Source organism: Microbacterium sp. SL62, assembly GCF_026672635.1.
GTDB lineage: Bacteria > Actinomycetota > Actinomycetes > Actinomycetales > Microbacteriaceae > Microbacterium > Microbacterium testaceum_A.
Genome location: NZ_JAPPRM010000001.1, coordinates 3,125,882 through 3,141,477, shown reverse-complemented (window position 1 = coordinate 3,141,477; position 15,596 = coordinate 3,125,882). Strand labels below are relative to the sequence as shown.

Sequence of the window (15,596 nt, the reverse complement as noted above, 5' to 3'; positions counted from 1 at the left end):
ACACCACTCGGAATCGACGTGCGCTCGCTGTCCAAGCGATACCACCGCGTACCGGTTCTGCAGGATCTGTCACTGCAGATCGCGCCGGGCAGGGTGACCGGTCTGCTCGGGCCCAACGGTGCGGGGAAGACGACTCTGTTGAAGTGCATCGTGGATCTCGCACACGCTGATGCGGGAGTCGTCACCTTCGACGGCAGACCGTTCTCCGAGGTGGACCGCGGACGAGGCGGGCTCGTCGTCTTCTTCGAGAACTGGTCGTTCCACCCGTTGCGATCCGTGGGAGCCCAACTCGGCATCGCGGCCTCCGCTCTCGATCAGAGCTCCGCCGCTGTCCGGGAGGCGCTCGAGACGGTCGGTCTCGTCGATCACCGGCGGAAACGTATCGGGAGCTTGTCCCTCGGGATGCGGCGGAGATTGGCGCTGGCGCACGTGCTCCTCGCGGAGCCGTCGTGCGTGATCCTGGACGAGCCGTTGAACGGACTCGACCCGCAGGGGACGCAGTGGTTCCGGGAGCTCATCCGAGCGCTCGCTCAGTCGGGCACGACCGTTGTCGTGTCCTCCCATCTTCTGAACGAGGCGGAGCGGTTCGTGGACGACATCGTTTTGCTCGATCGCGGCCGTTGCGTTTATCAGGGCAGCCTTGTCGAGTGGAGGTCGGGGACCGAGGCTTTGGCGCTCTACGTGGGGGGTTCCGTCGACCTGCTCGCGGCGGAAGCGGCGCGCAGGGGGGTGCTGGTGGACAGACCGAGCGCATCGACGGTGGGGGTGCCGCTCAGCTGGGAGCATGCGGCCAGCGACTTCGTCGCAACCCAGCGTCTCGATCTGGCCCGGGTCGGCGAGAGCCACGCGAGCCTCGAGATGCTCTTCTCCCGGGCCACCGTGAAAGCAGGCGCATAGTGAAACTCGTCATGCACGAACTGCGCAAGGCGACGACGACCCCGGGGCTCTTCGTCGTGCTCGCGCTCCTCGTCGCCTTCTGCGCGGGGCTGCCGGCCATCAGCTCGCTGAACGTTCTGGGAGGCGGGGCAAACGATGTCGCGCGCGACTACCTCTTCAGCTTCGCCGGGCGCTCGGCCTACTTCGCGCCGTTCCTGCTGGGGGCCCTCGTGGTCACGAGCGACTTCGCGCATTCGACCGTGTGGATGACCGTGCTGTGGTTCAAAACGCGCGCGGGCATCGTCGTGGCCAAAGCGGTCGTCGTCGCGCTCTTGTCGGCGGCGCTGGGCGCGGTGGCGGTGGTCGTGAGCTTCGCCTTCGTGCACAACGGCTACGTGGTGAATGGACTGGAGTCGCCCGTGCTCACGGCTACGGTCGTGAGCATGGGAGGGCGGACGATCCTCGCGTTCGTCCTCTGGGGTGTCTTCGGCGTCGGCCTGGGGCTCCTCCTGCGGAGCCAGGTCGCAGCGATCCTCGTGGTCTTCGTCGTCGCCCTCTTCGTCGAACCCGTGCTCACCAGTCTTTCGAACGAGAACGAGGTGTTCGCCACCGTCGGGAAATACCTGCCGGGGGCCGCGAACTGGTCGATCGTCTGGCCGGTGGAAGCGGGGGGAAGCACGAATGCGATGGGGGCCATGGGTGGGGCGGCGCTCGACGTCCCCGCGGCGATCCTGACGCTCTGCGCCTACGCGCTCGTCGCGTGCATCGTCGGCTATGTGGCCGGTTTCCGAACGCGCGAGTCGCGCTGACCCCGTGCAGGGAGCACGTCCGAAGCAAGACCCACAACCAGAGGAGGAGCTCATGTCCGAAAAGAACCGTTCGATCGTCACGCTGCAGATGGTCCTGGTCGTCACGGGAGCCGTGATCGCCGTCGGGAGCATCGTCGTGGGGGCGACGCCCCTCGCCGCGGTCGGACTCATGCTCATCGTCGCCGGCCTCATCATCGCCTTCGCGCGGTGGTGGCAGCGTCGGCGCGCGCTGAGTTGAGACACGGATGAGGGAGGGCGCCGACCTGAGGTCGGCGCCCTTTGTCATCTCCCCTCCCGATCGCCCGCTATCTCCCTGGTGGGAGTTCGGGTTCAGGCCCGTCGGCATCCGCTCGGCTCTCGCGGGCGGAACCTTCACCGGAACAGGCCGACAAGATAGCGATCGATATGTGTTCCCGTTAGGCTCGAATGGCAGCGATCGATGACGGCGCCCTTCGAGGTCGTCCGAATCGGCGCTCAGAGGGGGGAACGGTGCGACTGACGACGGTGTCCGGGGGCGAACGGTGGGGTATCGGGGCGATGGCGGTCGATGCGGCCGCGATCGGGCCGGCGGGGATGGAACACGTCGATGACTGGATCGACGTCGACCGCGCGCACACCCATAAGCGGTTCGACGAAGCCGTCCTCGTTCGTCGAACCCGGCGCCTCTCCGCCCACGAGATGAGTTTCGAACTGCGAAAGCCCGTGGGTGCTCAGGGGGAGCTGTCCATGGCGGTTTCGGAGTGGACGCGGCAGGTCGTGATCGCTTGCGCTCATCATCACTTCGCCGTGCCCCTCGGATGGGCCTTCGTCATGCGACGTCTGACGGTGCAGATCGAGGGCAGGGGGGCGCAGGACGGCCGCGTGCCCGACGCGGACATCGCAGTGTCGCGGGTCGTCGAGCGCTCGGGTGCACTCCGCAGCCTCGATGCCCGGGTGACCTTCCGTGTCGATGGCCGGATCGTGGCGCGGGGATTCGGCGACCTGCAGGTGCTTCCTCCGGCGGTCTACACCAGGATGCGTCGACACGCACCGATCAGCTCCGGGCTCGAGCCCGCGCCGCCCGGATCAGCCGCGTTGTCTATCGTCGCCAAAGGGTCGGGGATCTGGCAGATCCGGTTCGATCCGCACGATCCGTTCTATTTCGATCACCCGCTTGATCACATTCCCGGGATGCTTCTCGTCTCGGCACTGCGAAGCGTTGCGCTCCGGGAGAGCCGCCTGGCTGCGGACGATCTTCGTTCCTTCGACGGGGTGTTCTGCCGCTTCGCCGAGCTCACGGAACCGCTAGACGTCCACGTGACGGAGCATGCCGTGCGATTCGATGAGGACGCGTTCGAGATGGAGATCCGGAACCTTCGTGAGCAGACCGTCGCCACTGCCACGATTCACGCGCGAAGCCGGGGTCCTCGGGAATCCGTCACTGCGGTTCGTGAGCGGGCCGGGGCGTAGGGGGGTGGCCGGGCTCCTTCGTGAACCCCCCGAGCAGCATGGGCCACAGCCTGTCCAATCGCTCCTCGAGCGTCACGGCGCCGCCGAGCGCGACCGTGAGATACTGCGTCCCGCTGAATGCGCTGATGATGAGCTCCGACGCCGCGTCGAGGTCGAGCCCGTTCCGCAGCTCACCCCGAGCGGAGGCCCTCTCGAGCAGAACTCGGCACGCGGCAATCCATTCTCGATAGGGACGCGAGGACACTCCGGCGAGTTCGTCGATCGACTCGGTACTCAGCCGCAGACCCGCTCGAACCAGGGGGTTCGTGCTGATCTGCCGGGCGAGGGTGGAGGAGAGCCGGGCGATGCCCTCGAGTCCGGACATGTCGGAGGCCAGAACCGTTTGGACGGCGGAGATGGACTCCGCGTGCTGCAGCCCGATGATCTCCGCGGCGAGCTTCTGCTTCGAACTGAAGTGGAAGTACAGAGCGCCCTGCGTCAGCCCTGCGGCTTTGGCGATATCTCTCATGCTCGCCGCGCGGTAACCATGTGCGGAGAACTCCTCCGCGGCCACCAGCAGCAGCGATTCCTTGGTGGCCAGAGCTCGAGGCTGCATATCTCGGTCCTTGTCTCACGTGGCGCACCGTCCGAATCTCGGAAGTGTCGCCCCCGTGCTCGATGAAGAGGTCGTCGCCGTTACCGGTGGCAGCGGTTTCATCGGATCCGCCCTCATCCGCTCTACGCAATGCAGGCTGTCCCTGCTTCTGCGCGCACCACATCCTCACACGAAGGTCCCTCACCGTGCGGTAACAGGTCGGCTCGAGACGCCGTCGTCGTTCGATGAGTTCCTGCGGGGCGCGCGGGTGCTCATCCACTGCGCCTCTTATATCGGATCGGAGCCCTCTCGCGCGCACGACGTGAACGACGAAGGCACGCGCAATCTCGTTCGCGCGGCAAAGGACGCCGGAGTGAGCCGCATCATTTACGTCAGCACGACCGGCGTTTACGGCTCGGGCCCTTTCCACATGGCGTCCGAGTCGACCCCCGCGCGGCCGTCCTCGGTCGCGAGCCGGTCGCGACGACGCGCGGAACGGCATGTCTTGGAAGCCGGAGGGCTCGTCCTCAGGCCTCATCTGGTCGTCGGCCGGTCGGACCGCCACGTCGTTCCCTCCCTGGTCCGCGCTCTCTCGCTGATCGGCGGAACACCTCGGAACCCGCCGAAGGCGTCGGTCATCGGTGTCGGCGCTCTCGCGAGTCAGATCTGGAGCGCAGTCGAGGACGATGATCTGACGGGAGTCCTCCACCCGCACCACGGAGACCCTGTATCGCTCGCTCACCTGACCGACGCCGTCCTGCCGGTGGGGCATCCGCTGCGACGCGTATCCCCTGTGTCGCAGAACGCCGCACGCACCGTTCTGCGGCGCGCTGGTCTCAGTCATCATCAGCTCACCATGCTCTTGCGCGACTCGACCTTCACGTCTCGAGCCGAGAATCGGGTCTCGCCGGGCAAGATGCTCACCCGTGCCGACCGAGAGTGGTACCAGGGCGTTGTGACGTGAGCCGTGGAGCACTGAGCCGGACGGGACAGCCTGCCGGGCCGGGGCGTGGCGTCGCCTAACCGGCAGCCAGCAGCGCCTTCGATTTCGTCTCGAGGAAGGCGACGAGCGCGCCCAGCACGTTGACCTCGTTGCCGAGGTTCACCAAGGCGACCGCGCCGAGCTCGATGGTGGCGTCGCGCGCCTCCATCGTCGCCTTCCAGCTGCCGTCGCCGCCCGTGATGGGCTGGAGGTAGGTGATGGTCTTGGCCTCGCTGAGGTCGACGACGATGAGCCCGGCGTCGGGGTCGGCGTCATCCTCTTGGTCGAGGACGCGGATGTCACTGCCGGTGAGGTAGCCGAGCTCGCGGAATTCGGTCAGCCATGCTTCGAGCAGTGACTTGTCGAGCAGCGTTCGTACCGGCACGGGCCTCTCCGATCCATTCGCGCGAATGTGACGCGCCCGAACAGTATGACGGGTGCGGAGCGGGGCTGGATCGATCGTGCGGAAGGTGGTATCAGGCGGCGCGGACGGGACGACCGGCGGTGCGGGTCGGGCGGGCCGCGGTATGGCTCGCCTCTTCGGCGGCCTCCCACGTGCGCGTGTCGATGACCAGTCCCGACGCGGCGTTCGCCTGATCGGCGAGCGAGCGCAGGTAATCGCCGGCGAGCTGTTCGGGCTCTACCGCGTCGAAGACGAAGCGCAGGGGGATGGACGGCTGCAGCCAGATGGTGGAGCGCCCGGCCTCGTCGGCGGTTCCCGTCCAGGTCAGCGTGAAGGATTCTCCGCGCCGCAGTTTGGTCGAGGTGATGACTTTGATGTACCCCATCAGGCGATCGGGCAGAACGATGGGGTCCGTGTCGGATCCGTAGAACAACGTGGCCATGGCGATCTCCTTCGCTTGGGTCGACGGGCTAATCGTTAAGGTAGCACGTATTTCACGGAATTAATTAATGTCACAAAATATTTGAGATGTTCACTATGGTGGAGATGTGGCCGGCCGGGCCGCGAAGAGGAGGTGGCGGAAATGACACAGTCCTCTGCGTTGACCCTCGCACTCGACGAGTACGTCGGAGCGCGTGACGAGATGGCAGCGAAGGCGCGATCCGATCTCGGTGTCAGCGAGCTCGAAGCGGCCGCTCTGTTCTGCATCTGCGACGAGCCCGGCATCCGACCTTCGCACCTGCGCTCGCGCCTCGGTGTGACACCCGCCGGGGTCACGACCCTCGTCGATCGGCTCATCGGTCGCGGACTGCTGCGCCGCGAACTCGACGCCGAAGATCGTCGTGTCAACCACATCTACCTCGAGGTCGACCTCGACGCCGAGCCCTGGAGTGCGCTGCGCCGGTTCCCGACCGAGGTCGAGGCGGCGGTGGGCCTGGAGCCGCGCGAGGTGGCGGAGGCCGCCGCGGCGCTGCTGCGACGGATCACCGAACGCGTTCGCTCGCGGGTCTGACGCGACCGGCCTCGATGCGGATCAGGTGGTCCGCCTCGTCGATCAACCGCTCATCGTGACTGACGCACACGACGGCTGCCCCGCGTGAGGTCTCACTGCTGATCGCGGCGCGATTGAGCTCCGCGCTCGCCGCGTCGAGGCCCGTGGTCGGTTCGTCGAGCAGAAGGATGTCCGCTGCGCGGGCGAGTCCCTGCGCGAGGAGCGCACGCTGCCGTTGCCCGCCCGACAGGGACGAGAACGGATGCCGCGCGAGGGGTGCCACATCGAGTCTTCGCATCGCGTGATCCACGGACTCCCGGTACGCGCGCGTGAGGCGCCGAAATGCGCCGAGGTGGCCCCAGGCTCCGACGGTGACGACGTCGCGGACGGTGAGGGGGAGGTGTTCCGCGACGGCTGCACGCTGCGGCACGAAGGCGCGCGATCGACCATCGACCTCGAGTGAGCCGGATGCCGACGGGCGGGCGCCCGCGAGCACCTCGAGCAACGTCGACTTCCCTGCGCCGTTCGGTCCCACGATCACGGTGAGGGCCGCGTCGGGGAGGTCGAGGTCGACGTCGTCGAGCGCGACGACCCCGGGGAATTCGACGCGGAGACCGCGAGCGCGCAGGGCACATGTCGTCATGGCATCCATCATATGAGTTTGATAACCGTTCTCAGTTAACGCTACGGTCGGACATCGTGTCCTGGCTCCTCGATCCCTTCTCGCTCGTCTTCGTGCAGCGCGCGCTTCTGGGCGGCGTGCTCGTCGCCGTGCTGTGCGCGGTGGCCGGCACGTGGGTGATCGTGCGGGGGATGGCCTTCCTGGGCGAGGCGCTGGCCCACGGCATGCTCCCCGGCGTGGCACTGGCCACGGTGCTGGGGCTCCCCGTGCTGGCGGGCGCGGCGGTCAGCGCCGTCGTGATGAGCCTCGGCATCGGCGTTCTGCAGCGCCGCGCGAAGGTGTCGTACGACACGAGCATCGGGTTGCTCTTCGTCGGCATGCTCGCACTCGGGGTGATCGTCATCTCGCACGCGGGGAGCTTCGCGACGGATGCCACGGCCATCCTGTTCGGCGACATCCTGGCGGTCACCGCCGACGACCTCATCGTGCTCGCCGTCGCGGTCGCCCTGGGGATCGCCGCCGCAGCCCTGGCGCACCGCTGCCTCATCGCCCTTGCGATCGACGAGCGCGTCGCGCGCGTCCTCGGCCTCCGTCCGCGCGTGGCGCAGACGGTCCTCGTGGGCCTCGTGACCCTCGCGGTCGTCGCGTCGTACCAGGCCGTCGGTTCGCTGCTCGTCGTGGGCCTGCTCGTCGCCCCCGCCGTGGCCGCGCGGCAATGGACCGAGCGCATCCCCTCGACCATGGTGCTCGCCGCCGCCATCGGCGCTCTCGCCGTCGCCGTCGGTCTCGTCGTGTCGTGGCACGCGGCCACGGCGGCCGGGGCGACGATCGCCGCCACCGCGATCGCGGCCGCCGGCGTCTCGGGGCTCCTGCGCCGGGCGACGAACGAGATGCGCCGTCGCGTCCTCGCGGCCACGCCCGCACCCGCCTGACTCCCTGTCCCGCTCCCCCTGGAAAGCCCCCATGTCTCACTCCTCCCGCCGCCTCGCGCCCGTCGGTGCCCTCCTCCTGCTCGCCCTGGCCGGCTGCGCCGCCCCGCCAGCGCCGTCCGCCTCGACAGTCGCCCCCGAATCCGACGCGCACGGTCGGATCGACGGCGCGGCGGAAGTGGCGGAGCCCGCGCTCGGCCTGACCTCCATCGACGCCGGCGGCCGCGTCTCGCACCTCGACCTGCTCGACGAGACCACGGCCGAGCTGGGGGTCGTCCGCGCGCCCGCCGCGGTGCACTCCGACGGTCGCTACCTCTTCTCGGCCGACGACCACGGTGTCTCGATCGTCGACAGCGGGGTGTGGACCTGGGACCACGTCGACCACTTCCACTACTACCGGGCGCCCGCGCGCGTGCTCGGTGAGGTCGCGGGGGAGGGCGTCGCCACGATCGCGACGTCGAACTCCTCGACCACGGGGGGCACAGGCGTGTTCTTCCCGGGCTCCGGCGAGGCGGTTCTGCTCGATACCGAAGCGCTGTCGAAGGGCGAGGTCGTCGAGAAGTTCCGCGTGACGACGGCGTCGGGTGCGGGTCTCGTCGCCCCCGTCGGTTCCTTCGCGGCGGTCGCCGCCGGGGGAGAGGTGTCGCTGCGCGCGGTCGACGGCGCCCTACTCGGCCCGACGACGCCGTGCATCGACCCGGCGGGCACGATCACGACCCGCGTCGGAGCGGTGATCGGATGCCGCGACGGCGCCGTCCTCGCGAGCGTCGAGGGCGATCAGCCGGTCGTCGAGGTCGTCCCGTACCCGCCGGGCACCACCGCGCCGCGGGCGACGGCTTTCCACAACCGCGAGGGGCGACCCCGCGTCGCAGCTCTCGCCGGAGACGTCGGGATCTGGATCCTGGACACCCGGGCGCGCACGTGGACCCTTCTTCCCGCGCCCGAGCCGCTCGTTCAGGTCACCGCCGTCGACGACAAGACCGCGAACGTGCTGGCGCTGAGCGCCGGTGGCCGGGTGCTCACCCTGGACGGCGACAGCGGCGCGGTACGCGCGGCATCCGTCCCCCTCGTCTCGGAGAGTCTCGCCGCGGGGCTTCCCGTGACGCTCGTCGCCGACCAACAGCGCGCGTACCTCAACGGGCCCGCCGAGGGCCGGTTGTGGGAGATCGATTTCGCCGACGGCGCGCGCATCGCGCGCGAGTTCAGCCCCGAGCGCTCGCCGCTCTTCTTCGCAGAGACGGGACGCTGACATGCGCCGTACCCTCGCCGCCCTCGCCGCGGCAGCCCTGCTGTGCCTGAGCGGGTGCGCCGGCGGCGCAGTATCCGACCGCCCTCTGGTCGTGGTGACCACGAACATCCTGGGCGACGTGGTGTCGAACCTCGTCGGCGATGACGTCGACGTGATGACTCTGATGCGCCCGGGCGCCGACCCGCACTCGTTCGAGATCTCGGCCGCGGAGGCCGCGCGCATGCGCTCGGCGGACCTGCTGGTCGCGAACGGTCTGGGCCTCGAAGAGGGCCTGCAGCACCACCTCGACGCCGCGAAGGCCGACGGGGTGGACACGATCGTCGCCGGTGACGCCGTCACCGTGCTGCCGTACACCTCGACCGACGCCGACGGGGCGGACGATCCGCACTTCTGGACCGACCCCGCGCAGATGATCGCCGTCGTCGACCGCCTCACCCCGGAGCTCGAGAAGCTCGGCGGGACCGCGGTCGCCGAGCGATCGGCCGCCTACCGCGCGCAGCTCGAGCGGCTCGACGCCGACATGACCGCCGCCTTCGCCGCAATTCCCGCCGAGCGCCGGGCGCTGGTCACCAACCACCACGTGTTCGGCTATCTCGCCGCTCGCTTCGACTTCCGCCTCATCGGGGCCGTGATCCCCGGCGGCACGACCCTCGCCGCCCCGAGCGCGAGCGACCTCGCCGACCTCGTGTCGGGCATCGACGAGGCGAAGGTGCCGACGATCTTCGCCGAGTCGTCGTCTCCCGACCGCCTCGTCCGCGCTCTCGCCGACGAGGCCGACCGCCATGTCGGCGTGACCGAGCTGTTCACCGAATCGCTGACCGACGCGAGCGGTGACGCCCCCGACTACCTGACCATGATGCGCGTGAACATGCAGCGCATCGCCACCGGGCTCTCACCCTGACGAGACCCACCCCACCGAAGAAAGAGACACGAATGCGCAGCTTCTCCCTGCCCCGCGCGGGCCTGGTCGCCCTCGCGATCGGCGCGACCGTCACCCTGTCGGCGTGCGCCGGCGGAACCGGCCCCGGGTCGGCGGCCCCGGCGTCGAGCCCCGCGACCGACACCGCCACCCGCGTCGCCCTGTCGTACCCCAGCGGCATCCTGGTGCTCGACGGTCAGAGCCTCGAGACCCTGGGTGATCTCTCGTCCGAGGAGTTCACCCGCCTGAACTCGGCCGGCGACGGTCGCCACGTCATGGTGACCACGAGCAAGGGATTCCAGGTTCTGGATGCCGGGACCCCGGCCGCCGACCCCGAGCTCACCGACCTCGTGTTCCCGGCGTCCAAGCCCGGCCACGTCGTGACGCACGGTGGGACGACGGTGCTCTACGCCGACGGCACGAGCGACTCGACGATCTTCGACACCGATGCCCTCTTGGCATCCACCGACTCCCTCCCCGAGGTTCGGACGGTTCCGGGCGTCGAGGCGCACCACGGCGTCTCGATCGTGCTCGAGGACGGCACCTTCCTCACCACGGTCGGCAACGCCGACGGCCGCAACGGCGTGGTGGCGAAGGACGCCTCCGGTGCCACCCTCGCCGAGAGCAACGACTGCCCCGGCGTGCACGGCGAAGGCACCGCGAAGGACGAGGTCGTCGTCTTCGGCTGCGAGAACGGCGCTCTGGTCTACGACGAGGGCACCTTCACCAAGCTGACCGCTCCCGATAAGACCTACGGCCGCATGGGCAACGCGTACGTGAGTGAGAACAGCGCGCTCATCGTGGGCGACTACAAGGACGACCGCGATGCCGAGGGCTACCTGCTGCACCGTCTCGCACTGATCGACACCGCGGCGAAGACCCAGCGCGTGGTCGACATGCCCGCGGGGGCCGAGTACACCTTCCGCGACGTGGCCCGCGGTCCGGGCGACCTCGCCTACGTGCTGGCATCCGACGGCGCGATCCACGTGCTCGACCCCGCGACCGGGGAGTTCACCGACGCGTTCCCGGTGATCGACGCGTGGGAGGGACCGGCCGAGTGGCAGGACGCCCACCCCGCCATCAAGGTCTCGGGTGACCTCGCCTACGTGACCGAGCCGGCGAAGAACGCCGTGCACGCGGTCGACCTCACCACCGGCCAGGTCGTGAAGAGCGTGACGCTCGAGCAGACCCCGAACGAGATCGCGCTGACGAAGTAAGCGCCGCCCCTACCGACCGCCCCGGTCGTACGCCACCTGCAGTGCCGCGCGCACAGCGCGTACACCGGGGCGGTCGGCCGTTCCGCGGCGCACCGCCGTGAACACCTCGCGCCGCGGCTGGCCGGGAAGCCCGACGAGCCGCACGGGCGGGGCCTCACCCGCGAAGACGAGGTCGGGGATCATCCCCACGGCATGACCGGATGCCATCAGCCGGGCGTGCGCGGTGAGGTCGGCCATCTCGAATCTCACGTCGGGCTCGAACCCGGCGGCCCGACACTGTTGGGTGGCCCACTGGCGGGCGGCCGTGCCCACCGGTTCCATCACCCACGCGCGCTCGCGGAGGTCTTCGAGATGCTGCGCGGGATCATCGCGCGAGACGGCGAGACGGATGGCGTCGCGACCCAGGAGACTGCGCTCGAGTCCCTCGCGGTGCTCGCGCGTGTGACCGGGGTACTGCTCGGCGACGGCGAGGTCGAAGCCGCGCGCCGCGACCTCGAACAGCCCCTCCTCGGGAGCGAGCTCGGCGACCTCGACGCGCAGCTGCGGCTCGCTCTCGGCGAGGGCGTCGAGGGCTCGGGGCAGCAGGCCGTGCGCGGCGGACTGCATCACGGCCAGGCGCACCGGCGCGAGCGAGGGCCGCATGCGCTCGAGCTCCGCGCGCGCGGCCTCGTCGGCGGCGAGCATGCGGGCCGCGTGGGCGGCGAGCGCAGCGCCCTGCGCGGTGAGGCGCACGCGGCGGCCGTCGGGTTCGAGCAGCGGGACTCCCGCCTCCTTCTCGAGCAACGCGAGCTGCTGCGAGATGGTCGACGGGCTGTACGCGAGTGCCTCGGCGACGGCGGCGAGGGTGCCCCGCACCGACAGCTCGTGCAGCAGGCGCAGGCGGCGCAGATCGAACATGGCATCCCTTCGTCTCTATCGATCAGTATGCGTCAGGATTCATCGCTTTTCTCGAACGGATGCGGGCCCCATGCTGAGAGCATCCGAGGAAGGATCGCCATGTCGCTCACCGATGTCCCCGACACCACGTCCGGCACCACCCCCGCCGCACTCGTCTCTCCCCACGAGCTCGCCGACGAGGCGATCGCCCTCGTGCGCCGCTGGCTCGCCGAGAGCCGCGACGAGCCCGTCGACGCCGCCGCCCAGCGCCTCGCCGGAGTCCTCCGCGACCCGCGCGGCCTCGACTTCACCGTCGGCTTCGTCGACGGCGTCGTGCGCCCCGAAGACGTGCGCGTCGCCGCGCGCAACCTCGCCGCCCTCACACCGCTCATCCCGGGCTTCCTGCCGCTGCACCTCAAGGCCGCGATCCGCCTCGGTGCCTTCGCCGCGCCGATCCTCCCGCAGGTCGTCGTGCCCGCCGCCCGCACGGCGCTGCGCTCGATGGTGCGCCACCTCATCGTCGACGCCACCGACCGCAAGCTCGGCGAGGCGATCACCTCGATCCGGGGTCGGGGAGACGGCATCCGCCTCAACGTGAACCTGCTCGGCGAGGCGATCCTCGGCAAGAAGGAGGCCGCGCGGCGCCTGGCCGGCACCCGCAAGCTGCTCTCGCGCGACGACGTCGACTACGTCTCGATCAAGGTGTCGTCCACCGTCGCCCCGCACACGCCGTGGGCCTTCGATGCCGCCGTCGCCGACGCGGTCGCCGCCCTTCGCCCCCTGTACCGGGTGGCCAAGGAGACGGGCACGTTCCTGAACCTCGACATGGAGGAGTTCAAGGACCTCGACCTCACCCTCGCCGTCTTCGAGACGCTGTTGGGCGAGCCCGAGTTCCACGGCGTCGAGGCCGGCATCGTGCTGCAGGCCTACCTGCCCGATGCGCTGGCCGCGATGATCCGCCTGCAGGAATGGACCGCCGCGCGGGTGGCATCCGGGGGAGCCCACATCAAGGTGCGCGTGGTCAAGGGCGCGAACCTGCCGATGGAGCGGGTGGATGCCGATGTGCACGACTGGCCGCTCGCCACCTGGCCCTCGAAGCAGGCGACCGACGCCTCGTACAAGGCCGTACTCGACTACGCGCTGCGCCCCGAGCACACCGCGAACGTGCGCATCGGCGTCGCCGGGCACAACCTCTTCGACGTCGCCCTCGCGTGGCTGCTCGCCGAGCGGCGCGGCGTCACCGGCGGCATCGACGTCGAGATGCTCCTCGGCATGGCGACCGCGCAGCAGGCCGTCGTGCGTCGCACGGTCGGCTCGATCCTGCTGTACACCCCCGTGGTGCACCCGCAGGAGTTCGACGTCGCGATCGCCTACCTGATCCGCCGCCTCGAAGAGGGCGCGTCGAGCGAGAACTTCATGTCGGCGGTGTTCGACCTCGACACCCACGAGGCGCTGTTCTCGCGCGAGCGCGACCGCTTCCTCGCCTCGCTCGCCGACATGCCCTCGGGCGTGCCAGCGTCCAATCGCGTGCAGGACCGCACCGCTCCCGCGGCGCCCGCGCCGACCCACGGTTTCCGCAACACCCCCGACTCCGACCCGGCAATCGCGGCCAACCGCGACTGGTCGCGGGCGATCGTCGCGCGCATGGAGGAGTCGACCCTCGGCGCGCAGACCATCGCCGACCACACGGTCACCGACGAGACCGCGCTGAACGCGGTGATCCAGGATGCCGCGGACGCCGCCGCGTCGTGGCGCGCGCTCGGGGCCGCCGGTCGCGCCGAGATCCTGCACCGCGCGGGCGACGCCCTCGAGAAGCGCCGCGCCGACCTGCTCGAGGTCATGGGCGCCGAGTGCGGCAAGGTCATCGAGCAGAGCGACCCCGAAGTGTCGGAGGCGATCGACTTCGCCCACTACTACGCCGAGCGGGCGCGCACGCTCGAGACCGTCGACGGCGCGACCTTCACCCCGGTCGGCGTGACCGTGGTCACCCCGCCGTGGAACTTCCCCGTCGCGATCCCCGCGGGCTCCACGCTCGCCGCGCTCGCCGCGGGCTCGGCCGTGGTCATCAAGCCCGCGGGCCTCGCCGAGCGCTCGGGCGCCGTCATGGTCGAGGCGCTGTGGGAGGCCGGCGTTCCGCGCGAGGTGCTGAAGCTCGTGCAGGTGTCGGAGAACGACCTCGGTCGCCAGTTGCTCACCCACCCCGCCGTCGAGCGGGTCGTGCTCACCGGCGCGTACGAGACGGCCGAGTTGTTCCGCTCGTTCCGCCCCGATCTGCCGCTGCTGGCCGAGACGAGCGGCAAGAACGCCGTGATCGTCACCCCCAGCGCCGACCTCGACCTCGCGGCCAAGGACGTCGCGATGTCGGCCTTCGGCCACGCGGGACAGAAGTGCTCCGCGGCATCCCTCGTCGTGCTCGTCGGATCGGTCGCGCGCTCGCGTCGCTTCCGCGACCAGCTCGTCGACGCCGTCACCTCTCTCGAGGTCGGCTTGCCGGGGGACGAGGCTTCGCGCGTCGGACCCCTCATCGAGCCCGCCAACGGCAAGCTGCTGAAGGCCCTGACGAGCCTCGAGCCCGGCCAGCGCTGGGTGGTCGAGCCGCGGAAGCTCGACGACGAGGGATCGCTCTGGCGTCCCGGCATCCGCGAGGGCGTGCAGCCCGGCAGCGAGTTCCACCGCACCGAGTACTTCGGCCCCGTGCTCGGCATCATGACCGCCGAGACCCTCGACGAGGCGATCGAGATCGTCAACGCCATCGAGTACGGCCTCACCTCGGGCCTGCACGCGCTCGACGAGGCCGAGATCCAGCAGTGGCTCTCGCGCATCGAGGCCGGAAACGTCTACGTCAACCGCGGCACCACCGGCGCGATCGTGCAGCGCCAGCCGTTCGGAGGGTGGAAGAAGTCGGCCGTCGGCGCGGGCACCAAGGCCGGCGGACCGCACTACCTGTTCGGGTTCGGAGAGTGGGCGGATGCCGAGACCTCGGCGCCCCGCACGCCCGACGCCCTCGCCGCCCCGGCGCTGGCCGCCGTGCCCGCCGCCGACCGCGAGTGGGTGGCATCCGCCCTCTCGAGCGACGCCGCCGCGTGGGCCGAGGAGTTCGCGCTGGCCCGCGACGTGACCGGCCTGGAGTCGGAGCAGAACGTGCTGCGCTACGCCGCGGTGCCCGTGACCGTGCGCCTCGAAGACGCCTCCGAGGCCGCGCTGGTGCGCGTGGTCGCGGCGGGCGTCCGCGCCCGCTCGACGGTGACGGTCAGCTCGGCGCGCGAGCTCTCGCCCGCCGTGCGCGCCTGGCTCGAGGGTGTGAGGGTTCGGGCCTCGGTCGAAGACGGCGCGGACTGGGGTCGCCGCGCGGCGCGCCTCGCCCGCACCGGCGGCCGCATTCGCCTGCTCGGCGGGTCGCCCGTTGCGGTGGCCGAGGCGACGAACGGTTCGCCCTCGGTGGCCGTGTACGCGGGCGAGGTCACCCGTGCCGGGCACGTCGAACTGCTGCCGTTCCTGCGCGAGCAGGCCGTCTCGATCACGGCGCATCGCTTCGGCACCCCGCGACGGTACGAGGTGCCGCCGCTGGTCGGCTGAGAACGGAGAAGGGCGGGGCCATCGTGTGACGGCCCCGCCCTTCGTCGTCCCGCCGATGTGCGGGAGTCACGGCACCCCGCTGACCGCACCGCCCGCGGGTACGCGGATCGGGGCGCGTCGCGGA

At 70.2% G+C, this 15,596-nt stretch carries 16 protein-coding genes; 11 read left to right on the top strand and 5 right to left on the bottom strand.

The genetic code is table 11. The features are described from left to right. Positions 1–18 precede the first annotated feature (18 nt). From OVA26_RS15055 to OVA26_RS15040, 4 genes are all read left to right on the top strand, one after another. Positions 19–897 (top strand): ABC transporter ATP-binding protein, encoded by an 879-nt coding sequence (locus tag OVA26_RS15055; protein ID WP_268104677.1) that lies wholly within the window; start codon positions 19–21, stop codon positions 895–897. Then, a complete protein-coding gene (locus tag OVA26_RS15050) occupies positions 897–1,685 on the top strand; it encodes a hypothetical protein (protein ID WP_268104676.1) in 789 nt (262 codons plus the stop codon). The genes OVA26_RS15055 and OVA26_RS15050 overlap by 1 nt, the downstream gene beginning before the upstream one ends. A gap of 52 nt (positions 1,686–1,737) precedes the next feature. After that, positions 1,738–1,923, top strand: coding sequence for a hypothetical protein (locus OVA26_RS15045; protein ID WP_268104675.1), 186 nt, complete (start codon positions 1,738–1,740; stop codon positions 1,921–1,923). Between the two features lie 251 nt (positions 1,924–2,174). Beyond that, positions 2,175–3,134 (top strand): AfsA-related hotdog domain-containing protein, encoded by a 960-nt coding sequence (locus tag OVA26_RS15040; RefSeq protein ID WP_268104674.1) that lies wholly within the window; start codon positions 2,175–2,177, stop codon positions 3,132–3,134. Here the strand turns inward: OVA26_RS15040 and OVA26_RS15035 are convergent. Then, positions 3,103–3,729 (bottom strand): ScbR family autoregulator-binding transcription factor, encoded by a 627-nt coding sequence (locus tag OVA26_RS15035; RefSeq protein ID WP_268104673.1) that lies wholly within the window; start codon positions 3,727–3,729, stop codon positions 3,103–3,105. The two genes, OVA26_RS15040 and OVA26_RS15035, sit on opposite strands and share 32 nt — an antisense overlap. Between OVA26_RS15035 and OVA26_RS15030 the strand changes: the two genes are divergently transcribed. Next, on the top strand, positions 3,707–4,672 hold the full coding sequence (locus OVA26_RS15030; protein WP_326493374.1) for an NAD-dependent epimerase/dehydratase family protein: 966 nt from the start codon (positions 3,707–3,709) through the stop codon (positions 4,670–4,672). The two genes, OVA26_RS15035 and OVA26_RS15030, sit on opposite strands and share 23 nt — an antisense overlap. Before the next feature lie 55 nt (positions 4,673–4,727). Here the strand turns inward: OVA26_RS15030 and OVA26_RS15025 are convergent, their stop codons facing one another. Together OVA26_RS15025 and OVA26_RS15020 are read right to left on the bottom strand one after the other, a co-directional pair. Next, positions 4,728–5,075, bottom strand: coding sequence for a hypothetical protein (locus OVA26_RS15025; protein ID WP_268104671.1), 348 nt, complete (start codon positions 5,073–5,075; stop codon positions 4,728–4,730). 91 nt (positions 5,076–5,166) lie between these two features. Then, complete coding sequence (locus tag OVA26_RS15020) at positions 5,167–5,535, bottom strand: DUF7882 family protein (RefSeq protein WP_144786015.1); 369 nt, start codon at positions 5,533–5,535, stop codon at positions 5,167–5,169. Between the two features lie 141 nt (positions 5,536–5,676). Between OVA26_RS15020 and OVA26_RS15015 the strand changes: the two genes are divergently transcribed. After that, the gene (locus OVA26_RS15015; protein ID WP_268104669.1) at positions 5,677–6,105 is read left to right on the top strand and encodes a MarR family winged helix-turn-helix transcriptional regulator; all 429 of its coding nucleotides are present in this window, start codon (positions 5,677–5,679) and stop codon (positions 6,103–6,105) included. On the opposite strand, the gene aztA is transcribed toward OVA26_RS15015, so the two are convergent. Next, on the bottom strand, positions 6,077–6,727 hold the full coding sequence (gene aztA / locus OVA26_RS15010) for a zinc ABC transporter ATP-binding protein AztA (RefSeq protein WP_268104668.1): 651 nt from the start codon (positions 6,725–6,727) through the stop codon (positions 6,077–6,079). The two genes, OVA26_RS15015 and aztA, sit on opposite strands and share 29 nt — an antisense overlap. Positions 6,728–6,783: 56 nt before the next feature. On the opposite strand from aztA, the gene aztB reads away from it, so the two are divergent. The 4 genes from aztB to aztD are packed head-to-tail and all read left to right on the top strand — an operon-like array spanning position 6,784 to position 11,020. Then, positions 6,784–7,638 carry a zinc ABC transporter permease AztB gene (gene aztB / locus OVA26_RS15005; protein WP_268104667.1) on the top strand — a complete coding sequence of 285 codons (855 nt, stop codon included), beginning with the start codon at positions 6,784–6,786 and terminating at the stop codon, positions 7,636–7,638. Positions 7,639–7,669: 31 nt separating this feature from the next. Then, complete coding sequence (locus OVA26_RS15000; RefSeq protein ID WP_268104665.1) at positions 7,670–8,884, top strand: ABC transporter; 1,215 nt, start codon at positions 7,670–7,672, stop codon at positions 8,882–8,884. Between the two features lies 1 nt (position 8,885). Then, on the top strand, positions 8,886–9,785 hold the full coding sequence (gene aztC / locus OVA26_RS14995) for a zinc ABC transporter substrate-binding protein AztC (RefSeq protein WP_268104664.1): 900 nt from the start codon (positions 8,886–8,888) through the stop codon (positions 9,783–9,785). Between the two features lie 32 nt (positions 9,786–9,817). Beyond that, the gene (gene aztD / locus OVA26_RS14990; protein WP_268104663.1) at positions 9,818–11,020 is read left to right on the top strand and encodes a zinc metallochaperone AztD; all 1,203 of its coding nucleotides are present in this window, start codon (positions 9,818–9,820) and stop codon (positions 11,018–11,020) included. A gap of 9 nt (positions 11,021–11,029) precedes the next feature. On the opposite strand, the gene OVA26_RS14985 is transcribed toward aztD, so the two are convergent. Next, the gene (locus tag OVA26_RS14985; RefSeq protein ID WP_268104662.1) at positions 11,030–11,917 is read right to left on the bottom strand and encodes a LysR family transcriptional regulator; all 888 of its coding nucleotides are present in this window, start codon (positions 11,915–11,917) and stop codon (positions 11,030–11,032) included. A 99-nt stretch (positions 11,918–12,016) separates the two neighbouring features. Here OVA26_RS14985 and OVA26_RS14980 point away from each other — a divergent pair, with 99 nt between their 5' ends. Continuing rightward, complete coding sequence (locus OVA26_RS14980) at positions 12,017–15,472, top strand: bifunctional proline dehydrogenase/L-glutamate gamma-semialdehyde dehydrogenase (RefSeq protein ID WP_268104661.1); 3,456 nt, start codon at positions 12,017–12,019, stop codon at positions 15,470–15,472. The last annotated feature ends 124 nt before the right edge of the window (positions 15,473–15,596 follow it).